This window comes from Clostridium sp. (assembly GCF_030532265.1).
GTDB lineage: Bacteria > Bacillota > Clostridia > Clostridiales > Clostridiaceae > Clostridium.
On sequence record NZ_JAUNLM010000016.1, the window covers coordinates 23,297 to 42,060 of the forward strand.

General features: G+C 26.8%; 18 protein-coding genes. 3 read left to right on the top strand and 15 right to left on the bottom strand.

Going from position 1 to position 18,764, the window contains the following annotated elements:
* Positions 1-28: 28 nt before the first annotated feature.
* Both Q4E08_RS05530 and Q4E08_RS05535 read right to left on the bottom strand, forming a co-directional pair.
* Complete coding sequence (locus Q4E08_RS05530) at positions 29-343, bottom strand: DUF1540 domain-containing protein (RefSeq protein WP_303129224.1); 315 nt, start codon at positions 341-343, stop codon at positions 29-31.
* Positions 344-476: 133 nt separating this feature from the next.
* Entirely contained in the window at positions 477-1,514 is a 1,038-nt protein-coding gene (locus tag Q4E08_RS05535; protein ID WP_303129225.1) for a nucleoid-associated protein, read from the bottom strand.
* 181 nt (positions 1,515-1,695) lie between these two features.
* Between Q4E08_RS05535 and Q4E08_RS05540 the strand changes: the two genes are divergently transcribed.
* Together Q4E08_RS05540 and Q4E08_RS05545 are read left to right on the top strand one after the other, a co-directional pair.
* Positions 1,696-2,040: a hypothetical protein gene (locus tag Q4E08_RS05540; protein ID WP_303129227.1), complete on the top strand. Its 345-nt coding sequence runs from the start codon at positions 1,696-1,698 to the stop codon at positions 2,038-2,040.
* Between the two features lie 47 nt (positions 2,041-2,087).
* On the top strand, positions 2,088-3,758 hold the full coding sequence (locus Q4E08_RS05545) for a hypothetical protein (protein ID WP_303129229.1): 1,671 nt from the start codon (positions 2,088-2,090) through the stop codon (positions 3,756-3,758).
* A 14-nt stretch (positions 3,759-3,772) separates the two neighbouring features.
* On the opposite strand, the gene Q4E08_RS05550 is transcribed toward Q4E08_RS05545, so the two are convergent.
* The gene (locus tag Q4E08_RS05550; protein ID WP_303129230.1) at positions 3,773-5,371 is read right to left on the bottom strand and encodes a Na/Pi cotransporter family protein; all 1,599 of its coding nucleotides are present in this window, start codon (positions 5,369-5,371) and stop codon (positions 3,773-3,775) included.
* Between the two features lie 231 nt (positions 5,372-5,602).
* Here Q4E08_RS05550 and Q4E08_RS05555 point away from each other — a divergent pair, with 231 nt between their 5' ends.
* Positions 5,603-6,148: a class IV adenylate cyclase gene (locus tag Q4E08_RS05555; protein ID WP_303129232.1), complete on the top strand. Its 546-nt coding sequence runs from the start codon at positions 5,603-5,605 to the stop codon at positions 6,146-6,148.
* 72 nt (positions 6,149-6,220) lie between these two features.
* Here the strand turns inward: Q4E08_RS05555 and Q4E08_RS05560 are convergent, their stop codons facing one another.
* From Q4E08_RS05560 to Q4E08_RS05620, 12 genes are all read right to left on the bottom strand, one after another.
* The gene (locus tag Q4E08_RS05560) at positions 6,221-6,967 is read right to left on the bottom strand and encodes an FAD-binding oxidoreductase (RefSeq protein ID WP_303129234.1); all 747 of its coding nucleotides are present in this window, start codon (positions 6,965-6,967) and stop codon (positions 6,221-6,223) included.
* Between the two features lie 103 nt (positions 6,968-7,070).
* Complete coding sequence (locus Q4E08_RS05565; RefSeq protein ID WP_303129235.1) at positions 7,071-7,253, bottom strand: hypothetical protein; 183 nt, start codon at positions 7,251-7,253, stop codon at positions 7,071-7,073.
* 9 nt (positions 7,254-7,262) lie between these two features.
* Complete coding sequence (locus Q4E08_RS05570; RefSeq protein WP_303129236.1) at positions 7,263-7,676, bottom strand: hypothetical protein; 414 nt, start codon at positions 7,674-7,676, stop codon at positions 7,263-7,265.
* A 399-nt stretch (positions 7,677-8,075) separates the two neighbouring features.
* Entirely contained in the window at positions 8,076-9,089 is a 1,014-nt protein-coding gene (aroF, locus tag Q4E08_RS05575; RefSeq protein ID WP_303129238.1) for a 3-deoxy-7-phosphoheptulonate synthase, read from the bottom strand.
* A 78-nt stretch (positions 9,090-9,167) separates the two neighbouring features.
* Positions 9,168-9,674 carry a shikimate kinase gene (locus Q4E08_RS05580; RefSeq protein WP_303129240.1) on the bottom strand — a complete coding sequence of 169 codons (507 nt, stop codon included), beginning with the start codon at positions 9,672-9,674 and terminating at the stop codon, positions 9,168-9,170.
* A 9-nt stretch (positions 9,675-9,683) separates the two neighbouring features.
* Positions 9,684-10,757 (bottom strand): shikimate dehydrogenase, encoded by a 1,074-nt coding sequence (gene aroE, locus Q4E08_RS05585; protein ID WP_368410165.1) that lies wholly within the window; start codon positions 10,755-10,757, stop codon positions 9,684-9,686.
* Positions 10,758-10,762: 5 nt separating this feature from the next.
* Positions 10,763-11,842: a chorismate synthase gene (gene aroC / locus Q4E08_RS05595; protein WP_303129241.1), complete on the bottom strand. Its 1,080-nt coding sequence runs from the start codon at positions 11,840-11,842 to the stop codon at positions 10,763-10,765.
* Positions 11,839-13,113, bottom strand: a complete 1,275-nt coding sequence (gene aroA / locus Q4E08_RS05600; protein WP_303129243.1) for a 3-phosphoshikimate 1-carboxyvinyltransferase — start codon at positions 13,111-13,113, stop codon at positions 11,839-11,841. The genes aroC and aroA overlap by 4 nt, the downstream gene beginning before the upstream one ends.
* Before the next feature lie 16 nt (positions 13,114-13,129).
* On the bottom strand, positions 13,130-14,182 hold the full coding sequence (aroB, locus tag Q4E08_RS05605) for a 3-dehydroquinate synthase (protein WP_303129244.1): 1,053 nt from the start codon (positions 14,180-14,182) through the stop codon (positions 13,130-13,132).
* Between the two features lie 240 nt (positions 14,183-14,422).
* Complete coding sequence (gene cls / locus Q4E08_RS05610; RefSeq protein ID WP_303129246.1) at positions 14,423-15,853, bottom strand: cardiolipin synthase; 1,431 nt, start codon at positions 15,851-15,853, stop codon at positions 14,423-14,425.
* 178 nt (positions 15,854-16,031) lie between these two features.
* On the bottom strand, positions 16,032-16,280 hold the full coding sequence (locus Q4E08_RS05615; protein ID WP_303129248.1) for a hypothetical protein: 249 nt from the start codon (positions 16,278-16,280) through the stop codon (positions 16,032-16,034).
* Positions 16,281-16,631: 351 nt separating this feature from the next.
* A complete protein-coding gene (locus Q4E08_RS05620; RefSeq protein WP_303129250.1) occupies positions 16,632-18,479 on the bottom strand; it encodes a DNRLRE domain-containing protein in 1,848 nt (615 codons plus the stop codon).
* Positions 18,480-18,764: the final 285 nt, after the last annotated feature.

Sequence of the window (18,764 nt, forward strand, 5' to 3'; positions counted from 1 at the left end):
TACCAATTTAATTGGTAGAAGACTTTTTTTATTTTTGAGTAAATGATGAACATTGTGTAGTATTTCCATAAGTTGATACACTTGAAGATATATCAACATAATTTGATACACATCTTTGATTTTCATTATGTATGCAATTAGATACATTACAACTAATTGCCATATTAGGATTTGGTGATTGTTCAATTGAGCTAGTCATTTCATTGCCTTTTTCATCAAAGCTCTCACATGCTGTATGTGCAGCAATATTTGCATGAACTCCACCAACTTTTATTGATTGATTACAACAAAAGTTTTCTTTATTATGAGCACATTCATTAACTCCACATCTTAATGTAGCCATTATAAAACCACTCCTTTGTTTTATTTACTACATTATTATTTGCAAGTAAGATAATTTTAATCCCTATTTAATAAAAATTATATTTTCTAATCTAAATTTTATTTTAATTATTTAAATATAATAATAAACTTTCTTATTTTTCTATATAATTTTTAACCCTTTTTATTACCATATTTATACTTCCATCACCATTTCTTACTATTTCAAACTTATCTTGGTCATTATAAACTTCTTCATCTATATAAAGATCTATTTCTTTATCAATTTTAAGCCTTACCCTTTTTAACTTTTTCTCAACCCAAGTTTTATCTACTTCTACATTTTCAATTCCTTGCGATTTAACAAAACTTGAAAATTCATTTTTCATTGTACTTTCATTGTTAAATAGTTCATCCGAAAGATTATCAATATTTATAATTTCTTCCTCTTTAAGTTTATTTTTTACTGTTGATCTAACTCTTTCTGCTCTATCTGCATCTTCTTGAAATTTTTCTCTTGTCCAAGTTTCTGTAGCTTTTAAAAATGTTTTTGTCATATCTCTTTCATTAGTTATTATAGAGCATCCTAAAAAATTATTTATAAAATAATTTGCGCCATATTCATCTTCGTTTTTACTTTTCTTTTGCTTATCAAGAACCATAAGATTATATTTGTCATCTTCCCTTATAGGCTTTATAAAAGCTGCCTTTTGAATCTTTTGAGAACTTCCTGGAAGTCCTGCTGCTTGAGGTACTATTCCAATTCCTATTTTATTATCTATAAAATCTACTTTATGTGTAAAATTCTTTATATAATCCATTTTTAATATTGCAATCATAGGTCCCTTATCTGTTACTACAGATGCTATAATTAAATCACAAGAAGGTATATTAGTATTTCCATTCATTATTGCAAACATCTGTCTTGCAAGTTCTTTTGAAAGGCTTATTAAATCATTATCTATCCCATTTAAAAAATCTTGTGTTACTTCTTTTACAATACTTCTTCCTTCATTAAATTTAGCATACTTTAATTCCTCATCTTTAAAACACTTTTCTATATGTTTAAATATAAATTTATATATATCTTCATTTAAATCCAATGAATATTCATTTAATATAGGTTCTCCCCCATTACTATCTAAAATATGTATAACAGCTTCATTTATATTAATATCGTTTATGTACTCCATAAAATAAAAATCCTCCAAACAAAATTTCAATAACATTTTATATTTTAACATAAAAATTTTGAAATTTATTCTTTTAAATTAGTTCTTATAAAAGTCAAAAAAATAAATATTCTATATTTTTATAGAAATTTTTGTAAATTTTGTTATAATGTAAATATATTTATTAAATAAGGGGTATTTTATGGGAAAGTTTTCTAAAGAGTTTAATCCGTCAAGAATCAAATTAAAAAAAATATTATTAAGTTTAATTGGTGTGTTTGCATTACTACTTATAGTATTTCATACAACTCCCGAATTATCTATTAGATCTAAATTATTTTTAACTGGCTATCCTATTGAAGCTATTAAATATAATTTTGAAATTAATGAATTTCAAACTAATTTAGATGCTGAAATTTTAGAAAAAGAAAATTCAAAAATTTATAAGATTACAAACTTTAAACCTAATGATAAAAGTGATTTTTTTAATTTTAAAGTTAAAAAATCGGGAATTCTTTACTTTTCCTCTACTTATGGTGAAGCATAAATTTTAAAAATTTTATTAACACTTTTAGGAAGGACTAACTAATCAATATGAAAAAAACAACTATAATAACATATATATTTATTGTTATTGCTTTTGTAATTGTGTTGTTTGTAAAATATGATTCTAATAAATTTAATTCAATATTTTTTACTAATAATAATTCAAATTACTATTTTACACTTTCAACATCAAATGGAAATACTAATGATATAAATGAAAAAAACTATTTAATTCTTACAACTTATAATAAAAATAATAATAACAAAAAGGAAATTTTTAATTTAAAAGACTTAAATAAAGATAATAATAAATCTATTTATATTACAACTGCTAAAAGTAATAATAACTTTATTTTTATACATGACTTAATATCTGAAGAAATCATATCTATCAATATAAATAACAAAAAAACTCAATTACTATTAAGTGGAGTAGAAAATTCTAATAATCTTTTTACTATAAAAGATTTTGAAGTAACTGATAATAAACTTATATATTCAGGTATTAACAAAGAAGGTTCTTTTATAAATATACTTGACTTAAATACTAATAAATCAACTAATATTTTTAAATCTAATATTCGTGCTGAAATACCTGTTACTATTGATTTAAATAAAGCCGCATTTCTTTTTGAAAACAAAATTTATTTATATTCTATAGATAATAATAAAATATTAAATAAAACAGCTCCTTTATATAAAGATAATTTATTACTTTATAAAAATACAATATACACAATAAAAAATACTGATGAAAATCTTAAAACTTTTGTATCTTTACCATTAGATTTTAATAATAATTTATCCATAGAAAAACCTATTTTAAAATATGTAAATAAAACATCTGATATTTATAGGTCTAATGATAATATAGTGATTGAAAATTACTTTTTCAATACAAAATCACAAAAATTATATACAACAATTTTAAATAATAAATCACAACCTTATAATACAACTATAATTGGTGATTATATTATTTCTAAAAAAGGTAAATTTAAAAAATTAGAATATGACAAAAATTACAAAGAATATAATTTAGACTTTGATATTAATTATGCTCCAAATACTTTAGATATTGATGAAGATAGAACAATAAAAGTTTCTTGTGATGGTGCTGTTGTTGTACTAAAAAAAGGGACTAATGAAATAATAGATAGTTTTAATGGATTTATGCCTGAAACCCCATCTTTATTACTTAGAGACTTTTACTACAAAGATAATCATCTATATGGTATAGTTGAGCAAAAAAATTCACCACCACAAATTATATCTTTAAATATTAAAACTGGAAACTTAAGAGTTATTAAGCAAATACTTAAAAATATGGATAATATACTTCAATTTTACATCTTCAATGATACTATTGGTTACTTAAGTTATTCTGATAATAATTATATAGCTAGTATTTATAATAATTCAGAACATAAATATTATAATTATAAGTTAAATTGCTCTGATACTATAAATGAAATGTTATTTAACGATAAATATATCGTTTACCAAAGTTATAATAATTTAAGTATTATTAATACTTCTACTGGAGAAAGTAAAAATTTTAAACCTGAAGTTAATTATAATCTTTATAATATAACCTCTGATTCTATTATAATGAAATCAAATAATAAATTTATTATTATGGACTTTAATTTTAATAAAATAAAAACATTTTCAAATAGTAATAAATTAAATAATCATTTAAACAAAAATAAGGACTAAATAGTCCTTATTTTTTAAATACTTTCTGCAATATTAGCTGCATGATCTCCTATTCTTTCTAAATTACTTATAACATCTAAGAATATTACACTTGCATATGCAGTTGTTTTACCATTATTAAGTCTTCTAATATGACTAATTCTAAGTTCTTTTTCCATAGCATCAATTGCATCTTCTAATTTATCTATTTTACAAACCTTTTTAACGTCTTTTTCGCCGTAAGTCCTTATTGCCATTTCCATTGATTCTAATGTAGTATTAAACATAACTTTTAAATCATGTTTATCTTCATCATTGTAAGTAACTTTTTCATATATTTTTTCTCTTGCTAAATCTGCTATATTTTTAGCATGATCTCCAATTCTTTCTATATCATTTATTACATTAAATGCTGATGTAACTTCATTAGATAAATCATCTGATAATTCTTGTTGAGAAATTTTAACTAAATAATCAGCAATTTCTCTCTCTAATGTATTTATTAATACTTCATTTTTAATAACTTGATCTATGTATGATTCATTGTCTTCAGAAAAAGCTTTCATGGCAAGTTCAAAGTTTTCCATAGCTTTATTAGCCATTCTTATAGTTTCTTTTTCTGCTTGAACTGCAGCAATAACTGGAGTTTCAAGTAACTTTTCATCTAAATATAATGCTCCATTTCTTTCTATCTCTCCGTCACCTGGTAATATTTTATTTGCAATAAATACTAATACATTTGCAAATGGTAATAAAACAAGAGTAACTATAATATTGAATATTGTATGAGCATTAGCTATTTGTCTTGTTATATCAGTTCCACTTATAGCCTGAACTGTTTCTATTAATATTCCTATAAAAGGTAAGAAAATTAATGTACCTATACTATTAAATAAAAGATGTATTATAGCTGCCTTTTTAGCAGTTCTATTAGCACCAACAGATGAAAGTAGAGCTGTTACACATGTCCCTATGTTACATCCTAAAATTATTGGTATAGCAACATAAAGATCTATTGCTCCAGTTGTTGCAAGTGCTATAAGTATACCAGTTGTTGCTGATGAGCTTTGAACTATAGCAGTCATAACAACACCAGTTAATAATCCTAATATTCTATTATTCCCAACTAAAAATACAAATTCTTTAAACATATTTGATTCTGCAATTGGTTTCATAGCATCTGACATTAATCCCATTCCTAAGAATAATAACCCAAATCCTAAAAGTATACTTGCAACATCTCTATGCTTTTTACTTTTTGCTATAAATGTTATAAAGACACCTATACCAATTACTAATGGTGCTATGCTTTCTAAATCAAGTGAAACCATTTGAGCTGTTATTGTTGTCCCAACATTAGCTCCCATTATTACACCAGTTGCTTGAATTAAATTCATTATACCTGCATTTACAAAACTAACTACCATAACAGTTGTTGCACTAGAACTTTGAATTATGGCAGTAACTAATGCTCCTATTAGAACACCTATAAACCTATTACTAGTGACTTTTTCAACTATTCCCTTTAGTCTATCCCCTGCAGCGTTTTCAAGACCATCTCCCATTAATTTCATTCCAAAAAGAAATAAACCTAATCCACCTATAAGTCCTGAGAATATTCCTAATATCTCCAAAATAAATTCCTCCAAATCTTTGTTTTTATAAAAATTTGTTTTATACAAATCAATTCTATCTATTATTTAAAATAAAGTTAATACTCATTACTATTTATTTATCATTTATTCACAAATATCAATGTTTTCTAACCTAGTTTTAACATAACTTAAATAAATTATTATATTTAATATAATTTAATATGTATCTGATATAATATTATAAATAAATAAATTTAGGAGGAATCTTTTATGGCAAAAGAATTAGAAACTAGAATTATAAATATAAATGTAGACCATATGAGAAGTAAACTTAAAGATTTAAATGCTAAACTTGTAAAGTCTGAGGATCAAATTAATGATATTTATGATTTTGAAGATGGAAGATTACTTAAAAATAAAGGTTATGCAAGAATTAGAACTATAAATGACAAACTAAATAATAAAGAAATTATATTTATGACAACAAAAAAAATGTTATCTCAAGGAAAATTTAAAGAAATGGAAGAAAATGAAGTTATAGTTGATAATAAAATTATGGCAGAAGGAATATTTAAAGCCCTTGGTCTTAAACTTCATCAATCTATAAAAAAATATAGAGAAAGTTATAAGCTTTTAGATGGATTAGTTGAAATAGACATAAATGATAAAGATTTTTGTCCATTTCCTTACATAGAAATAGAGACATCATCAGAAGAATCTCTAGATAATATGCTTAAACTACTTGGATATTCAATGAAAGATACTACTTCAAAAACTATATATGAATTAATTGATGAGTATAATAAAAATAAATAAAAAATGGCTGGGCAAAGTCTATCACTAAGTCCAGCCATAATTTCTTATACTTAATATATTATATTCATACAATTATAAATTTGCTAAATCCTTTGAAGGACCAAACATTTCATAATGTATAGAATCATCTTTGACTCCCATTCCTTTTAATGTATCATATATGTGCTTCATAAATCCTAGCGGTCCACAAAAATAAAAATCTCCATCTTTAGGTAAGTTTTCTTCTATCCATTCCTTTGTTATAAATCCAACTTCATCATAATCTTCACCTAATATATCAGAATCTAATGGTGTTTGATAAAATACACCTGTTTTCATATTTTTATTATTTTTCTTTAATTCTTTAATTTCACCCTTAAATGTATGAGCAGTTGAATTTAAAACAGCTTGTACAAATGTTACATCTCTCTTATCCTCCAAAGATTTATATAACATTGACATCATTGGTGTAACTCCAATACCACCACTTAATAAAACTACTGGTCTATTATCTTCTTTTAGGATGAAATCGCCAAGTGGTTCAGTTATGAATATTGTATCTCCAATATTTACTTTGTCATGCATATATCTTGATACTAATCCATGTTCTTCTCTTTTTATGCTTATTCTATAAAAATTTGAACCAGGCTTCATTGACAAACTATATTGTCTTATTTCTTCTTTATCTTTTCCCTCTTTAATAGGGCTTATTGATATAAATTGACCTGGCATATTTTTCTTTAACTCACCTTTATCAACCGGTCTCATATAAAACGAAGTAACTACATCATTTTCTTTTACTTTATTAAATATTTCAACCTCTCTCATATTGTTAATCATAATAAATTCTCCTCCTTAAGTTATAACCTTTATCCATTAAATATATTATATACCATTTTAAATTATTATTAAATAATAATTATTAAATAACATTAAAGAAATTTTATTTATTCTTTTTAAGTAAGTATTTTTCAATATTTTTATCTATACTTGCTATTAATATCATAAATAATAATGATATTGTTAATGTATTTTCTATAACAGATTTTTGGTCTAATATAAGAATAATTATAAGACCTGACCATAACAAAAATTTTATTATTTTTAATTTTTTAAGCTTATCCATATTATCCCCCTAAATAACACTTAATTTATCTGATTTTTTATTTAGTTTTTTTATTATAATTGAATAAGACATAAGGGCAATTAAAATCATATTAAGTGAGAATCCGTAGATATTCATATTCATTATTTCTTTTGTTGGTGAATTTATTGAAGTCATAAGCCATCCCATAGCCATTACTATAGTTATTATTATGTTTATTAATAAATACTTTGAAAATACTAAGGGTATAATAGCTATAATAGCAAGTACTATTACAATTTTAAAGAAATATAAAAACTCACTAATAGGAATAGAGATTCCCTCTATTGAAAATGTAAAAGTTGTTAACCAAAGCATAGTTGAAAAATAACTATAAATTAAAAACAAAATATTAGAAATAATTATTAATGTAATTTTCCCAATCTTCTTATAATCAATACCCATTTACTCCCCCTCCTTATAAAACATAATAACAAATTTCGCTCTATATTAATACATATTTTTGTATTTTTTATATATAATTACATAAAATAAAATAGAGAAACTTAAAGTTTCTCTATTTTACTCTACCTTATAAGTTCCCAATCAATTTCTTCTTTCTTTAAATTTCTTTTTCTATTTGTATGTTCCTTAACTACTTCTCTTTTCTTTTCCTTTTCTTCACCCTTTGCTTTAATCATAAAAACCTCCTATTTAAATTTATTTTACATTTAAATACTATATATTTTATAAATTTAATTTACTTAAATTTAGTTTTACCTAGTAACAAAAAAATATTTAATAAAAATCTATTATATTTTGAAGTAAAAAAATAGAGAGAATAAACTCTCTCTACTTTAACAATTAAATTATTTTTCCTTCAAACTCTGCAATTCTTTTAATTTTTTTCATAAGATTATCAAAGTTTTCAGGTTTTATTGATTGTTGTCCATCACTTAAAGCATTTTTTGGATCATTATGTACTTCTATCATAAGCCCATCGGCTCCCGCCATTATAGCCGCCTTTGCAAGAGGTTCTACTAAATACCAGTATCCTGCTGCATGACTTGGATCAACTATTACTGGTAAATGACTTAATCTTTTTATAACTGGTATAGCGCTTAAATCTAATGTATTTCTTGTTGCTGTTTCAAAGGTTCTAATTCCTCTTTCGCAAAGAATTACATTTTCATTTCCACCTGCCATTATATATTCTGCTGACATAAGCCATTCCTCTATTGTTGCTGATAGCCCTCTCTTTAAAAGTACTGGCGTTCTTGTTTTACCAACTTGCTTTAAAAGATCAAAGTTTTGCATATTTCTAGCACCAATTTGAATTACATCTACATTTTCAACAAATTCATCTAAGTAATCAGTTGACATAAGTTCTGTAACTATTGGTAAACCAGTTACTTCTTTAGCCTTTTTTAAAAGTTTAAGTCCATCAAGTTCTAAACCTTGAAAACTATATGGGGAAGTTCTTGGTTTAAATGCTCCACCTCTTAAAAAATTTGCTCCTGAATTTTTAACACTTTTTGCAATTTCAATAATTTGTTCTTCACTTTCTACAGAGCAAGGCCCAGCCATAATTCCAAGATTTCCTCCACCTATTTTATTACCTAAAACATCTACTATTGTATCATCTGGTTTAAATATTCTATTTGCTTTTTTAAAAGGTTCTTCAATTTTAATTACTTTATCTACACCATCAAATCTTAATAATTTCTTTTCATCTAATATTGCAGTTTCCCCCATTGCTCCAACTATAGTATAATTATCTCCTATTGATAAATATGTACTAAGACCTAATTTTTCTACGCATTCTCTAACTTTTTTTATATCATCATCTGTTGCATTTTTATTCATTGCAATAATCATATGTACTTCCCTCCAAAACTTATTATAAGCTATAATTAACCCCTAAATTCTGTTATTTATCACATATATAATAAACATTTATTTAATTTTTCCCTTTAAACTACGTTTTATTGAATTAATAACATCTCTTATAAAGCCTTCATTTAAAATTTCAATATCACAAGAATTTTTATATTTGTGAAATCTTTCATTATATAATTTATAAAGTTTTTGTTTGCCATCTTTTAATAATGGTCTTTTCGATATATCAATATCTCCAATTATTTTTTCATTTGGTCTATTTATAAATATAATAATTCCTGACTTTAGTATATCAATATTAATATCTTTTTTTATTACGCCACCACCTGATGCTATAACACATCTTTTCTTCTTTATAAGTTCCGTGCAAGCTTTAGTTTCAGCTTCTCTAAATCTTTCTTCTGAATGACTAAATAATTCTTTAATAGATTTACTTTCCATTTTTTCAATATAATCGTCCATGTCATAAAAGTTATACGAAAGCTCTTTCGCTAAAATTTTACCTATTGTAGTTTTGCCACAGCCTGGCATTCCAATAAGAATTATTTTATCTTTCTTTTCCATAACTTCGCCTCAATTCAAAAGTTTTAAAAGTTTATTATATATCTCTAATGCAATTTGTTTATCAATACTTTTCTCTTGCCATATTTCTTCTGCTTTTATAGCTTGTAATACAAGCATCATAAGTCCATCACAAGTTACTTTGCCTTTTTCCATACCAATTTTTAAAAACTTTGTTTTAAGTGGATTATATATTAGATCAATTAATACATCAAATTTTTCAATTACCTCAAAAAAAACAGGAGAATTATGAATATTTGGATACATCCCAACAGGAGTTGTATTTATAAGTGCATATCCTTCTATATCATTTATTTCATCATAAGTTAAAACTTTTATATTTTTAATATCCTTATATAGTTGTTTTTTATTTCTGCTTACTATAATTATTTCTTTAGCACCATTATCTAATAAATAGGTAACTACTGCCTTGCTAGCACCACCAGTTCCTAGAACCATAACTTTTTTATCAAAAACATTAATGTCTTTATATTCTAACATATATTTAAATCCATAATAATCAGTATTATAACCTAAAAGTTTATTATTTTTATTAAATATTGTATTAACTGCACCAATTTTTTTAGCTTCTTCTGAAACAAAGTCTAAATCTTTAATAACTGTTTCTTTATATGGTATTGTTACATTAACTCCTTTAATATCTAATTTCTTTAATGTTTCTTTTATATTTTTTATTTCATCTTTTGGTATTTCAATTAAATTATACTCTCCTTCAATATTAAGCTTATTAAATATAAATTTATGAATTTCAGGAGAAAATGAATGAGAAAGTTTTTCCCCAATTAATCCATAACTTTCTCTATTTAACTTTCTTTTTTGGAGTGATTTAGATATTTCCATCATTTCAATAAAGAATTTCTTCAATTCTTCTTTATAATCTTTATTTTTTAATCTATGTATATTTTTATTAATTACATCGTCTTCTCTTCCCTTATGAAATATTTCTAAGTTATTTTTCTTTTTATATTCTGCAACTTTAAGGACAACATCCATTCTTTCTTCAAATAATCTTGTAATTTCTTTATCTATATTATCAATCTCTTTTCTGAAATCTTCTAAATCCATAATTACTATCGTCCTTTCAAAAGTTCTAAAATCCCTATAGCTGCTACACTTTCAATAACAGGTAAGGCTCTTTGTACTATACAAGGGTCATGTCTTCCTTCTATATTTAATTCTTCTTCTATTTTTTCTTCTATATTTATAGTATGTTGTGGCTTTAATATAGAAGCAGTAGGTTTTATTGCAACTTTAAATACTATTGGCATACCATTTGTTATTCCACCCAATATTCCACCATTATTATTAGTTTTAGTCTTTACTTTATTTTCTTCATAGTAAAATTCATCATTAGCTTTTGAACCCATAAGCTTTGTAATATTAAAACCTTCTCCAAATTCAACACCTTTAACAGCGGGTACTGAAAATAAAAGATGTGCTAAAACTGATTCTACTGAATCAAAAAATGGATCACCTATTCCTGGATTTACATTTATTATTGCACATTCAATAACTCCTCCAACAGAATCTCCTGATCTTTTGGCATTTAATATTTTTTCTCTTATCTTTTCTTCTAATGATTTATTTATTAAAGGTAATTCTTCTTTTGGAAGATTATTTATTAATTCATCACTTATATTTGTATAATCAAAACTATCATCTTCTATATTATAAATACTCTTTATGTGAGATACAATTTTTATTCCTTTTTCTTCTAATATTTGTTTGCATATTGAACCTGCAAAAACAATTGGTGCTGTTATTCTTCCTGAAAAATGGCCTCCACCTCTATAATCATTAAAGCCATTATATTTAACAAAGCCTGTATAATCTGCATGACCAGGTCTCATTAAATTTTTAAGCTTACTATAATCTTTAGATCTTTTATCACCATTTTTTATTATTCCACAAAGAGGTGTACCTGTAGTTTTTTCATTAAATATTCCACTTAATATTTCTACTTTGTCTCCTTCTTTTCTAGCAGTTGATAAGTTATTTCTTCCTGGAGCTCTTCTTTCCATTTCAAAATTAATTTTATCTAAGTCTATATTAAAACCAGAAGGAAGTCCATCTATAGTTATACCAATAGCATTTCCATGAGATTCTCCAAATATAGATAACTTTATATTGTTTCCAAAAACTCCGCTCATTCTACTTTTCCTCCTAGTCTTTTAAAATCTTCAAAAAATCTTGGATAAGACTTTGATACACATTCAAAATCCTTAAGTATTATACTTTCTTCACATCTAGTTGCAGCTATAGAAAGCATCATAGCAATTCTATGGTCTTTATGACTCCAAACCTCAACATTTCCATTAAAGTTTTCTATTCCATATATAATTAACGAATCTTCTTTTTCAACTATTTTAGCTCCAAGCTTTGAAAGTTCTAAATTTATTGCATGAAGTCTATCGCACTCTTTTATTCTAAGTCTTCTTGCATTTATTATTTCTGTTTTCCCATTAGATAAGGCTGCTACTACTGATAATATAGGTATAATATCAGGACAACCTGATGCATCAATAATTGTACCAAAAGTTTCATTTGAATAACCAATTATCTTATCTAACTTTATTTCAAATTTAACTCCCATTCTTTCTAATATATCTATAACCTCTTTATCACCTTGGAGAGAATTAATATTTAATCCATCACATAAAACCTTATTTCCTATTGCATCAGCACATAAAAAGAATGCTCCTTGCGAATAATCCCCTTCAACTTTATATTCTCTTCCTTTATATTTTTGATTTCCTTTTATAAAAAACTCTTTATAATTTTTATTTTCTATAATAATTCCAAAATCATTAAGTGCTTTTAATGTTAAATCTATATATCCTTTTGATTCTAAATTTCCTTCTATAATAATTTTTGAATCTCCATTTAATAAGGGTAATGTGAACATAAGTCCTGTTATAAATTGTGAACTTACATCACCTCTTACATAAAAATCTCCACATTTTAATTTTCCAGAAAACACAAAATCAAGTTCATTTTCTTTATATGTATACTTAATATTATTATTTTCAAATATATTATAATAAATATTCAATGGTCTTTTTCCTAAATTTCCTCTGCCTATAAATCTATTAGTTCCATTTACTAATGTAGCAATTGGAATTAAAAATCTTAAAGTTGAACCTGATTCATTACAATCTATTATTTTATCTTCTTTAAAAGATTTATTATTTAAGTTTATTCCTTTTATTCTTAATGAGTTTTGTAAAATTTCTATTTGAGCTCCAAGAGCCCTCATTCCATTTATTGTTGCTATTATATCATCTGATAAATCTATATTTTTAATTAAGCTTTCCTCATTACTTAAAGATGCACAAATTACCGCTCTATGGGCCATACTTTTTGAAGGAGGAATTAAAAGTTCACCGCTTAACTTATTATTTCCAATTTTAATACTAGCCATAAAATAATTCTCCCTTCTATTTAAAGAAATCTATTGTTGTATTATAAACTTCTGCATTTCCTATCTCTTTCATAATTACAACCTTTAAAACACTTCCCATATTCTTTTTATCTAATGATATAGTTTCTATTATTTCATCTTTATCACCTAAATCTATATTAAAAGGAAGACCATGTCTTACTAATATTTCTTTAACACTTTCAGAATAATTATTTAAAACCAATCCTTTTTCTTCTGAAAGCTTTGTAATTAAATACATACCAATTCCAACAGCTTCTCCATGAGTAAACTCTTTAAATCCATATTTTTTCTCTATTGCATGACCTAAAGTATGACCAAAGTTTAAAATCATTCTTTCTCCTAAATCTTTTTCATCTCTTTCTACTATTTCTCTTTTAATATTACAGCAAGTATAAATTATATGTTCTATATTCTCCATAACTTCTTCTCTGCTATTTAAACTATTTAAAAGTTTATAAAGCTCAAAGTCTTTTATGAATCCATACTTTATAACTTCTCCCATTCCATCTTTAAAAAACTTTTCTTCTAATGTATTTAAAACATATGGATCAATTAAAACAAGTTTCGGTTGATAAAAACTTCCAACTAAGTTTTTTCCTCTTTCTAAATCAACTCCAACCTTTCCTCCAACACTACTATCAACTTGTGAAAGTAAACTTGTTGGAATTTGTACAAAAGGGACACCCCTTAAAAATGTTGATGCAATAAATCCACCAAGATCTCCAACAACACCTCCACCTAAAGTTATTATTAAATCTTTTCTAGTTAACCTAAAGTCTAATAATTTATTATATATAGGTAAAAGAGAGTGGAATGACTTACTTTCTTCTCCTGGAATAATTACATATTTTAATGTTTCAAACTCAGCTTCTTCTAATGACTTTTCTACTATATCACCATAATATTTATCTACATTTTTATCAGTTAAAATAAACACTTTATTACAATTAAATAATTCTTTTATTTTGTTTCCTACATTTTTTATTAATCCTTTTTCTATTTCTATGTTATAAGAGTTATCTCCTAAATTAACTAAAAGTTTTTTCATAAAGCACCTCTTTTAATTTTCATGAATTTTTTAATAAATAGCCTAATTTTATTTATTAATCATAGTAAATTACTATTAATTCTTATAATAGTTTACCATAAACATAATATTTTATGGACTATTACATCTTATAAAATAAAAAAGAGCCCTTAAGCTCATTTTTATTTTATAAGATACTAACTAATTATGTTGTTTAATTTATAATAAAAATAATATCAAAAAAATTTTAAAATAACTATTTTAAAGTATTGGGGCTAGCAATCTTACTATAGATTCCATAATTCTTCTACCTCTTGACCTATTTACAAATTTCTCAAGTTTTATTTCTGTAGAATCTTTTAAATCCATCATAAAGTCATTTTCACATTCTTTTGCTTTATTTTCATCAAAAATAAATGCATTAACTTCAAAATTAAGATAAAAACTTCTCATATCCATATTTGCAGTTCCTATACTAGAAACAGCTGTATCTACAACTAAAGTTTTTGAATGAATAAAACCCTTTTGATAATAATAAACCCTTGCCCCTGCTTTTAAAAGCTCACCTATATAAGAATCAGCTGCCCATTTCATAAACATATGGTCTGGTTTTCCTGGTATTAAAATTCTAACATCTACTCCAGATAATGCTGATAATCTTATAGATTCAAACATTGGCTCATCTGGAACAAAATAAGGTGATGTTATATATACACTTTCTTTTGCATTATTTATCATCTTTATATATGCATTTTTAATATATTCTTCATTATGGTCTGGACCGCTTGTTACTATTTGAACGCCCACATCTCCACCTGTATATTCATGCTTTGGCATAAATGTACTAAAATCTTCTATATTTTCTTCTGATGCATAACACCAATCTAATAAAAATCTTTCATTTAAATCATTAACTGCTTTTCCTTTTATTCTTACGTGAGTGTCTCTCCAGTATCCAATTTTTTTGTCACGGCTTACATATTCATCTCCAACATTAAAACCACCTACATATCCATACTCTCCATCAATTACAACAATTTTTCTGTGATTTCTATAATTTATACGTGTATTAATATGTGGAAGAATTCCCGGAAAAAATATAGCAAATTTTCCTCCAAGCTCTAAAAATATTTTTAATTTTCTTTTAGTTATAGTGTAAGATCCCATACTATCTACTAATAGCCTTACTTCTACACCATGAGCTAACCTTTCTTCTAGAGCTTTTATTATTTTTGCACCTAATAAATCTTTTCTAAATATATAATATTGAATATGAATATATTTTTTGGCATTCTTTATATCTTCTAATAATTTTTCAAATTTTACTTCACCGTCTATAAATATATCTACTTCATTTCCAATAGTATATCTTGCACCATTGTTATTGTAGTTCATTCTTCTTAAATCTAAAAATCTTTTTCCACCATCATGTCCGCTTTCATCATTTAATATTTCATTTAATTGCTTTTTCTTATTTACATCCTTTACTATCTTTTCTCTAAATAATTTTTGCCTACTAAAATTTTGTCCTAATAGTATGTAAATTACAAATCCTAAACCAGGTAATAATATAAATATTAAAAGCCAAGCCCATGTTGTTGTTGGATCTTTTCTTTCTATAAAAATTAAAGAAAAAGCTAAAATAATATTTAATGTTATTAATGAAATTGCTACTACCACAAATATACTCATATATTTACACCTCCTATTTAATTTTTCTTTATTTTTAGTATATTATATTATCTTTAAAATTTGTATTCAATTATTACACTTTTCATTTTATTAATATAAAATTAATTATAATTATACTGTTTAATTTAAATTATATTAAAATAAGGTATAAGAATAAATCTTATACCTTATCTAATAATTATATTATTTTTACTATATTTATACGTGTTAAGAAATAATTTAAAGGAAGTTTACTTCCATTTACTAATTTCAGAAAAGCTTTATTATCACAATCGCAAACATTAATTATTGCACTACTTGATATATTAATAAGCATACCTTTTTTAATTATTTCACTAGCTGCTATACCAACTGACTTTCCATTTAAAATTAATCTTACCTCAGCAATTGAGCAAACTTCTCCTGAAACAGATGTTGAAAAGTTCACTAAATAACTTCCATTCTCTAAGCATATATTGCTTGCTCCTTCAACATGTTGTATTGATGTTCCTGATATAATTATATTTTCAAAAAGCTTTATTTCATCGTGCCCTTGAACTAATTGACACTTATCACTAGAAATATATGCATATTCATCAGTTACTGGAGTTCCTGGATCTCCTTTTGGACCTCTTGGTCCTTCTTTACCTTCTGGTCCCTGTGGTCCTCTTAATCCTATTGGGCCTTTTTCTCCTTCTGGACCTCTTTCTCCTTGAGCTCCTTTTGCTCCCTCTGGTACACTTGGTCCTTATGGTCCCTGTGGTCATACTGGTCCTTGCTCTACTTGATCTACCTTTGCTCATTCTGGTCCCCTTGGTCCTTCTGGCCCTATTGGTCCCCTTGGTCCTTCCTTACCTTCTGGGCCCTGCTCTCCTCTAGGTCCCATAACTCCTATTGGACCTACTGGTCCTTCTTCTCCTCTATCTCCCTTATCTCCTTTTAATCCTTGTGGTCCTCTTGGTCCTATTGGTCCCATTGGTCCTTCTTCTCCTCTATCTCCCTTAGCTCCTTTTGGCCCCTCTGGTCCCCTTGGTCCTTCCTTACCTTCTGGGCCTTCTGGTCCCTCCGGTCCTATTGGTCCTTCTTCTCCTCTTGGTCCTACTAATCCCATTGGTCCTATTGGCCCTATGTCTCCTTTTTCTCCTTTTAATCCCTGTGGTCCTCTTGGTCCTTCTGGGACAACTGGGCCAACTGGGCCAACATCTCCTTTTGGTCCTTCTGGGCCAATTTTACCTCTTGGTCCTTCTGATCCTTTTGCTCCTTCTGGACCTTGCTCCCCTTGATCTCCTTTTGGTCCTCTTTCACCTTGAATACCTTGCGGTCCTCTTGGTCCTTCTGGACCTCTTAATCCCTGTTCTCCTGGATCTCCTTTTTCTCCTTTTTCTCCTCTTAGTCCTCTTGCTCCTACTGGTCCTTGAATTCCCTGTGGTCCTTCTGGCCCTTCTGGACCTTGTTCCCCTTTTTCTCCTTTAGGCCCTTGTATTCCTTCTGGCCCTCTAGCTCCTTGCTCTCCTTTATCACCTTTATCTCCTTTTGGTCCCATTGGTCCTACTGGTCCTCTTGGACCCCTTTCACCTTTTAATCCTTGAATACCTTGAGGTCCTTCTGGCCCCTCTTCTCCTTGTTCTCCTTGTGGCCCCTCTGGTCCTTCTATTCCTTGAGGTCCTTGTGGCCCTTCTATACCCATTGGTCCTTCTGGTCCTCTTAATCCTTCTGGTCCTTGTTCTCCTCTTGGTCCTTCTGGTCCTCTTGGTCCCTCACTACCATCTGGACCTATCGGACCTTCTTCTCCTCTTGGTCCTTCTGGACCTTCCGGTCCCTCTTTACCAACTGGCCCTTCTGGTCCTTCTGGACCTTCTTCTCCTTGTTCTCCTTTTTCTCCTTTAGGTCCTTCTGGTCCTCTTGGCCCCTCTGGTCCAATTAATCCAATTTCACCAGTATATCCTCTTGGACCTTGCGCACCTTCCGGTCCTTCTTTACCAACGGGCCCTATTGGTCCTTCTTCTCCCCTTGGACCTTCTGGTCCTCTTGGCCCCTCTGATCCCATTTCGCCTTTTGGTCCTCTTGGCCCTTCTTCTCCTCTCGGACCTTCTGGTCCTCTTGGTCCTTCTATACCATCACAACAACAATTTTCCTTATATAAAATACTTAAAATAGGTCCATTAATACCCCTAGATGAATCAAGTATAACCTCACCATTATAATTATCTGATGATTTTATCGTTATACTTATATTTTCTAGGTCAAGTTCAGAAAATTCTTCAAAAAGTTCAGTTATATCTATACTTATATAATTTCCTTGTGACTTTCCTGATATGAATAAATTTTTCTTAAATAAATTGCCCTTAGGAGCTGTATCATAATCGACACATTCAAAATCATAATCTTCTAAATTATATAATATATCAATATACATTCCATTACAGCTAATCTTTCTTACAAAAAGTTTAAGCTCTACTTTACATATATCTGAACAAGGTATATTTTCTTCAATATTAAACTTTATAAGTGAATTAATTAAATTTTCATCACACTCAAAGTTTTCTCTTTTCAATACTACTAATACATTTTCATTTGAAAAATTTTTATTAGGATAACTTGATGAAACAAAAGTATCATCAAATATCTTTATATTTTGGACTTTCAAAAAACCACCGCCTTTAAGTAATCATTACATTATATTCCTATTAAATTACTTTGTTATTAAAAATAACTATTTTTAAAAATCCAATTATACTTTCTAAAAATGAAGACTTTATCCTGTAGTATTCATAATTATTTTAATTATAAAACATATAAAATTTAAAACCTTAAATGATATATTGTTAAAATATTTTAATATAAAGAAAAAAAGCCTTTAGTAAAACTAAAGACTTTTTCGACAATAATTTAAAGTGTTATATATTAATTATGAGAAATATCTATCTAATAC

Bases quoted from the DNA above. Each gene is read 5' to 3' on its own strand.
- Q4E08_RS05540 (WP_303129227.1), top strand. From the start codon at position 1,696: ATGGGAAAGTTTTCTAAAGAGTTTAATCCGTCAAGAATCAAATTAAAA.
- cls (WP_303129246.1), bottom strand. From the start codon at position 15,853: ATGAGTATATTTGTGGTAGTAGCAATTTCATTAATAACATTAAATATT.
- aroA (WP_303129243.1), bottom strand. From the start codon at position 13,113: ATGGCTAGTATTAAAATTGGAAATAATAAGTTAAGCGGTGAACTTTTA.
- aroE (WP_368410165.1), bottom strand. From the start codon at position 10,757: ATGGATTTAGAAGATTTCAGAAAAGAGATTGATAATATAGATAAAGAA.
- Q4E08_RS05580 (WP_303129240.1), bottom strand. From the start codon at position 9,674: ATGGAAAAGAAAGATAAAATAATTCTTATTGGAATGCCAGGCTGTGGC.
- Q4E08_RS05570 (WP_303129236.1), bottom strand. From the start codon at position 7,676: ATGGGTATTGATTATAAGAAGATTGGGAAAATTACATTAATAATTATT.
- Q4E08_RS05555 (WP_303129232.1), top strand. From the start codon at position 5,603: ATGGCAAAAGAATTAGAAACTAGAATTATAAATATAAATGTAGACCAT.
- Q4E08_RS05545 (WP_303129229.1), top strand. From the start codon at position 2,088: ATGAAAAAAACAACTATAATAACATATATATTTATTGTTATTGCTTTT.
- Q4E08_RS05530 (WP_303129224.1), bottom strand. From the start codon at position 343: ATGGCTACATTAAGATGTGGAGTTAATGAATGTGCTCATAATAAAGAA.
- aroF (WP_303129238.1), bottom strand. From the start codon at position 9,089: ATGATTATTGCAATGAATAAAAATGCAACAGATGATGATATAAAAAAA.
- Q4E08_RS05535 (WP_303129225.1), bottom strand. From the start codon at position 1,514: ATGGAGTACATAAACGATATTAATATAAATGAAGCTGTTATACATATT.
- aroB (WP_303129244.1), bottom strand. From the start codon at position 14,182: ATGAAAAAACTTTTAGTTAATTTAGGAGATAACTCTTATAACATAGAA.
- Q4E08_RS05560 (WP_303129234.1), bottom strand. From the start codon at position 6,967: ATGATTAACAATATGAGAGAGGTTGAAATATTTAATAAAGTAAAAGAA.
- Q4E08_RS05565 (WP_303129235.1), bottom strand. From the start codon at position 7,253: ATGGATAAGCTTAAAAAATTAAAAATAATAAAATTTTTGTTATGGTCA.
- aroC (WP_303129241.1), bottom strand. From the start codon at position 11,842: ATGAGCGGAGTTTTTGGAAACAATATAAAGTTATCTATATTTGGAGAA.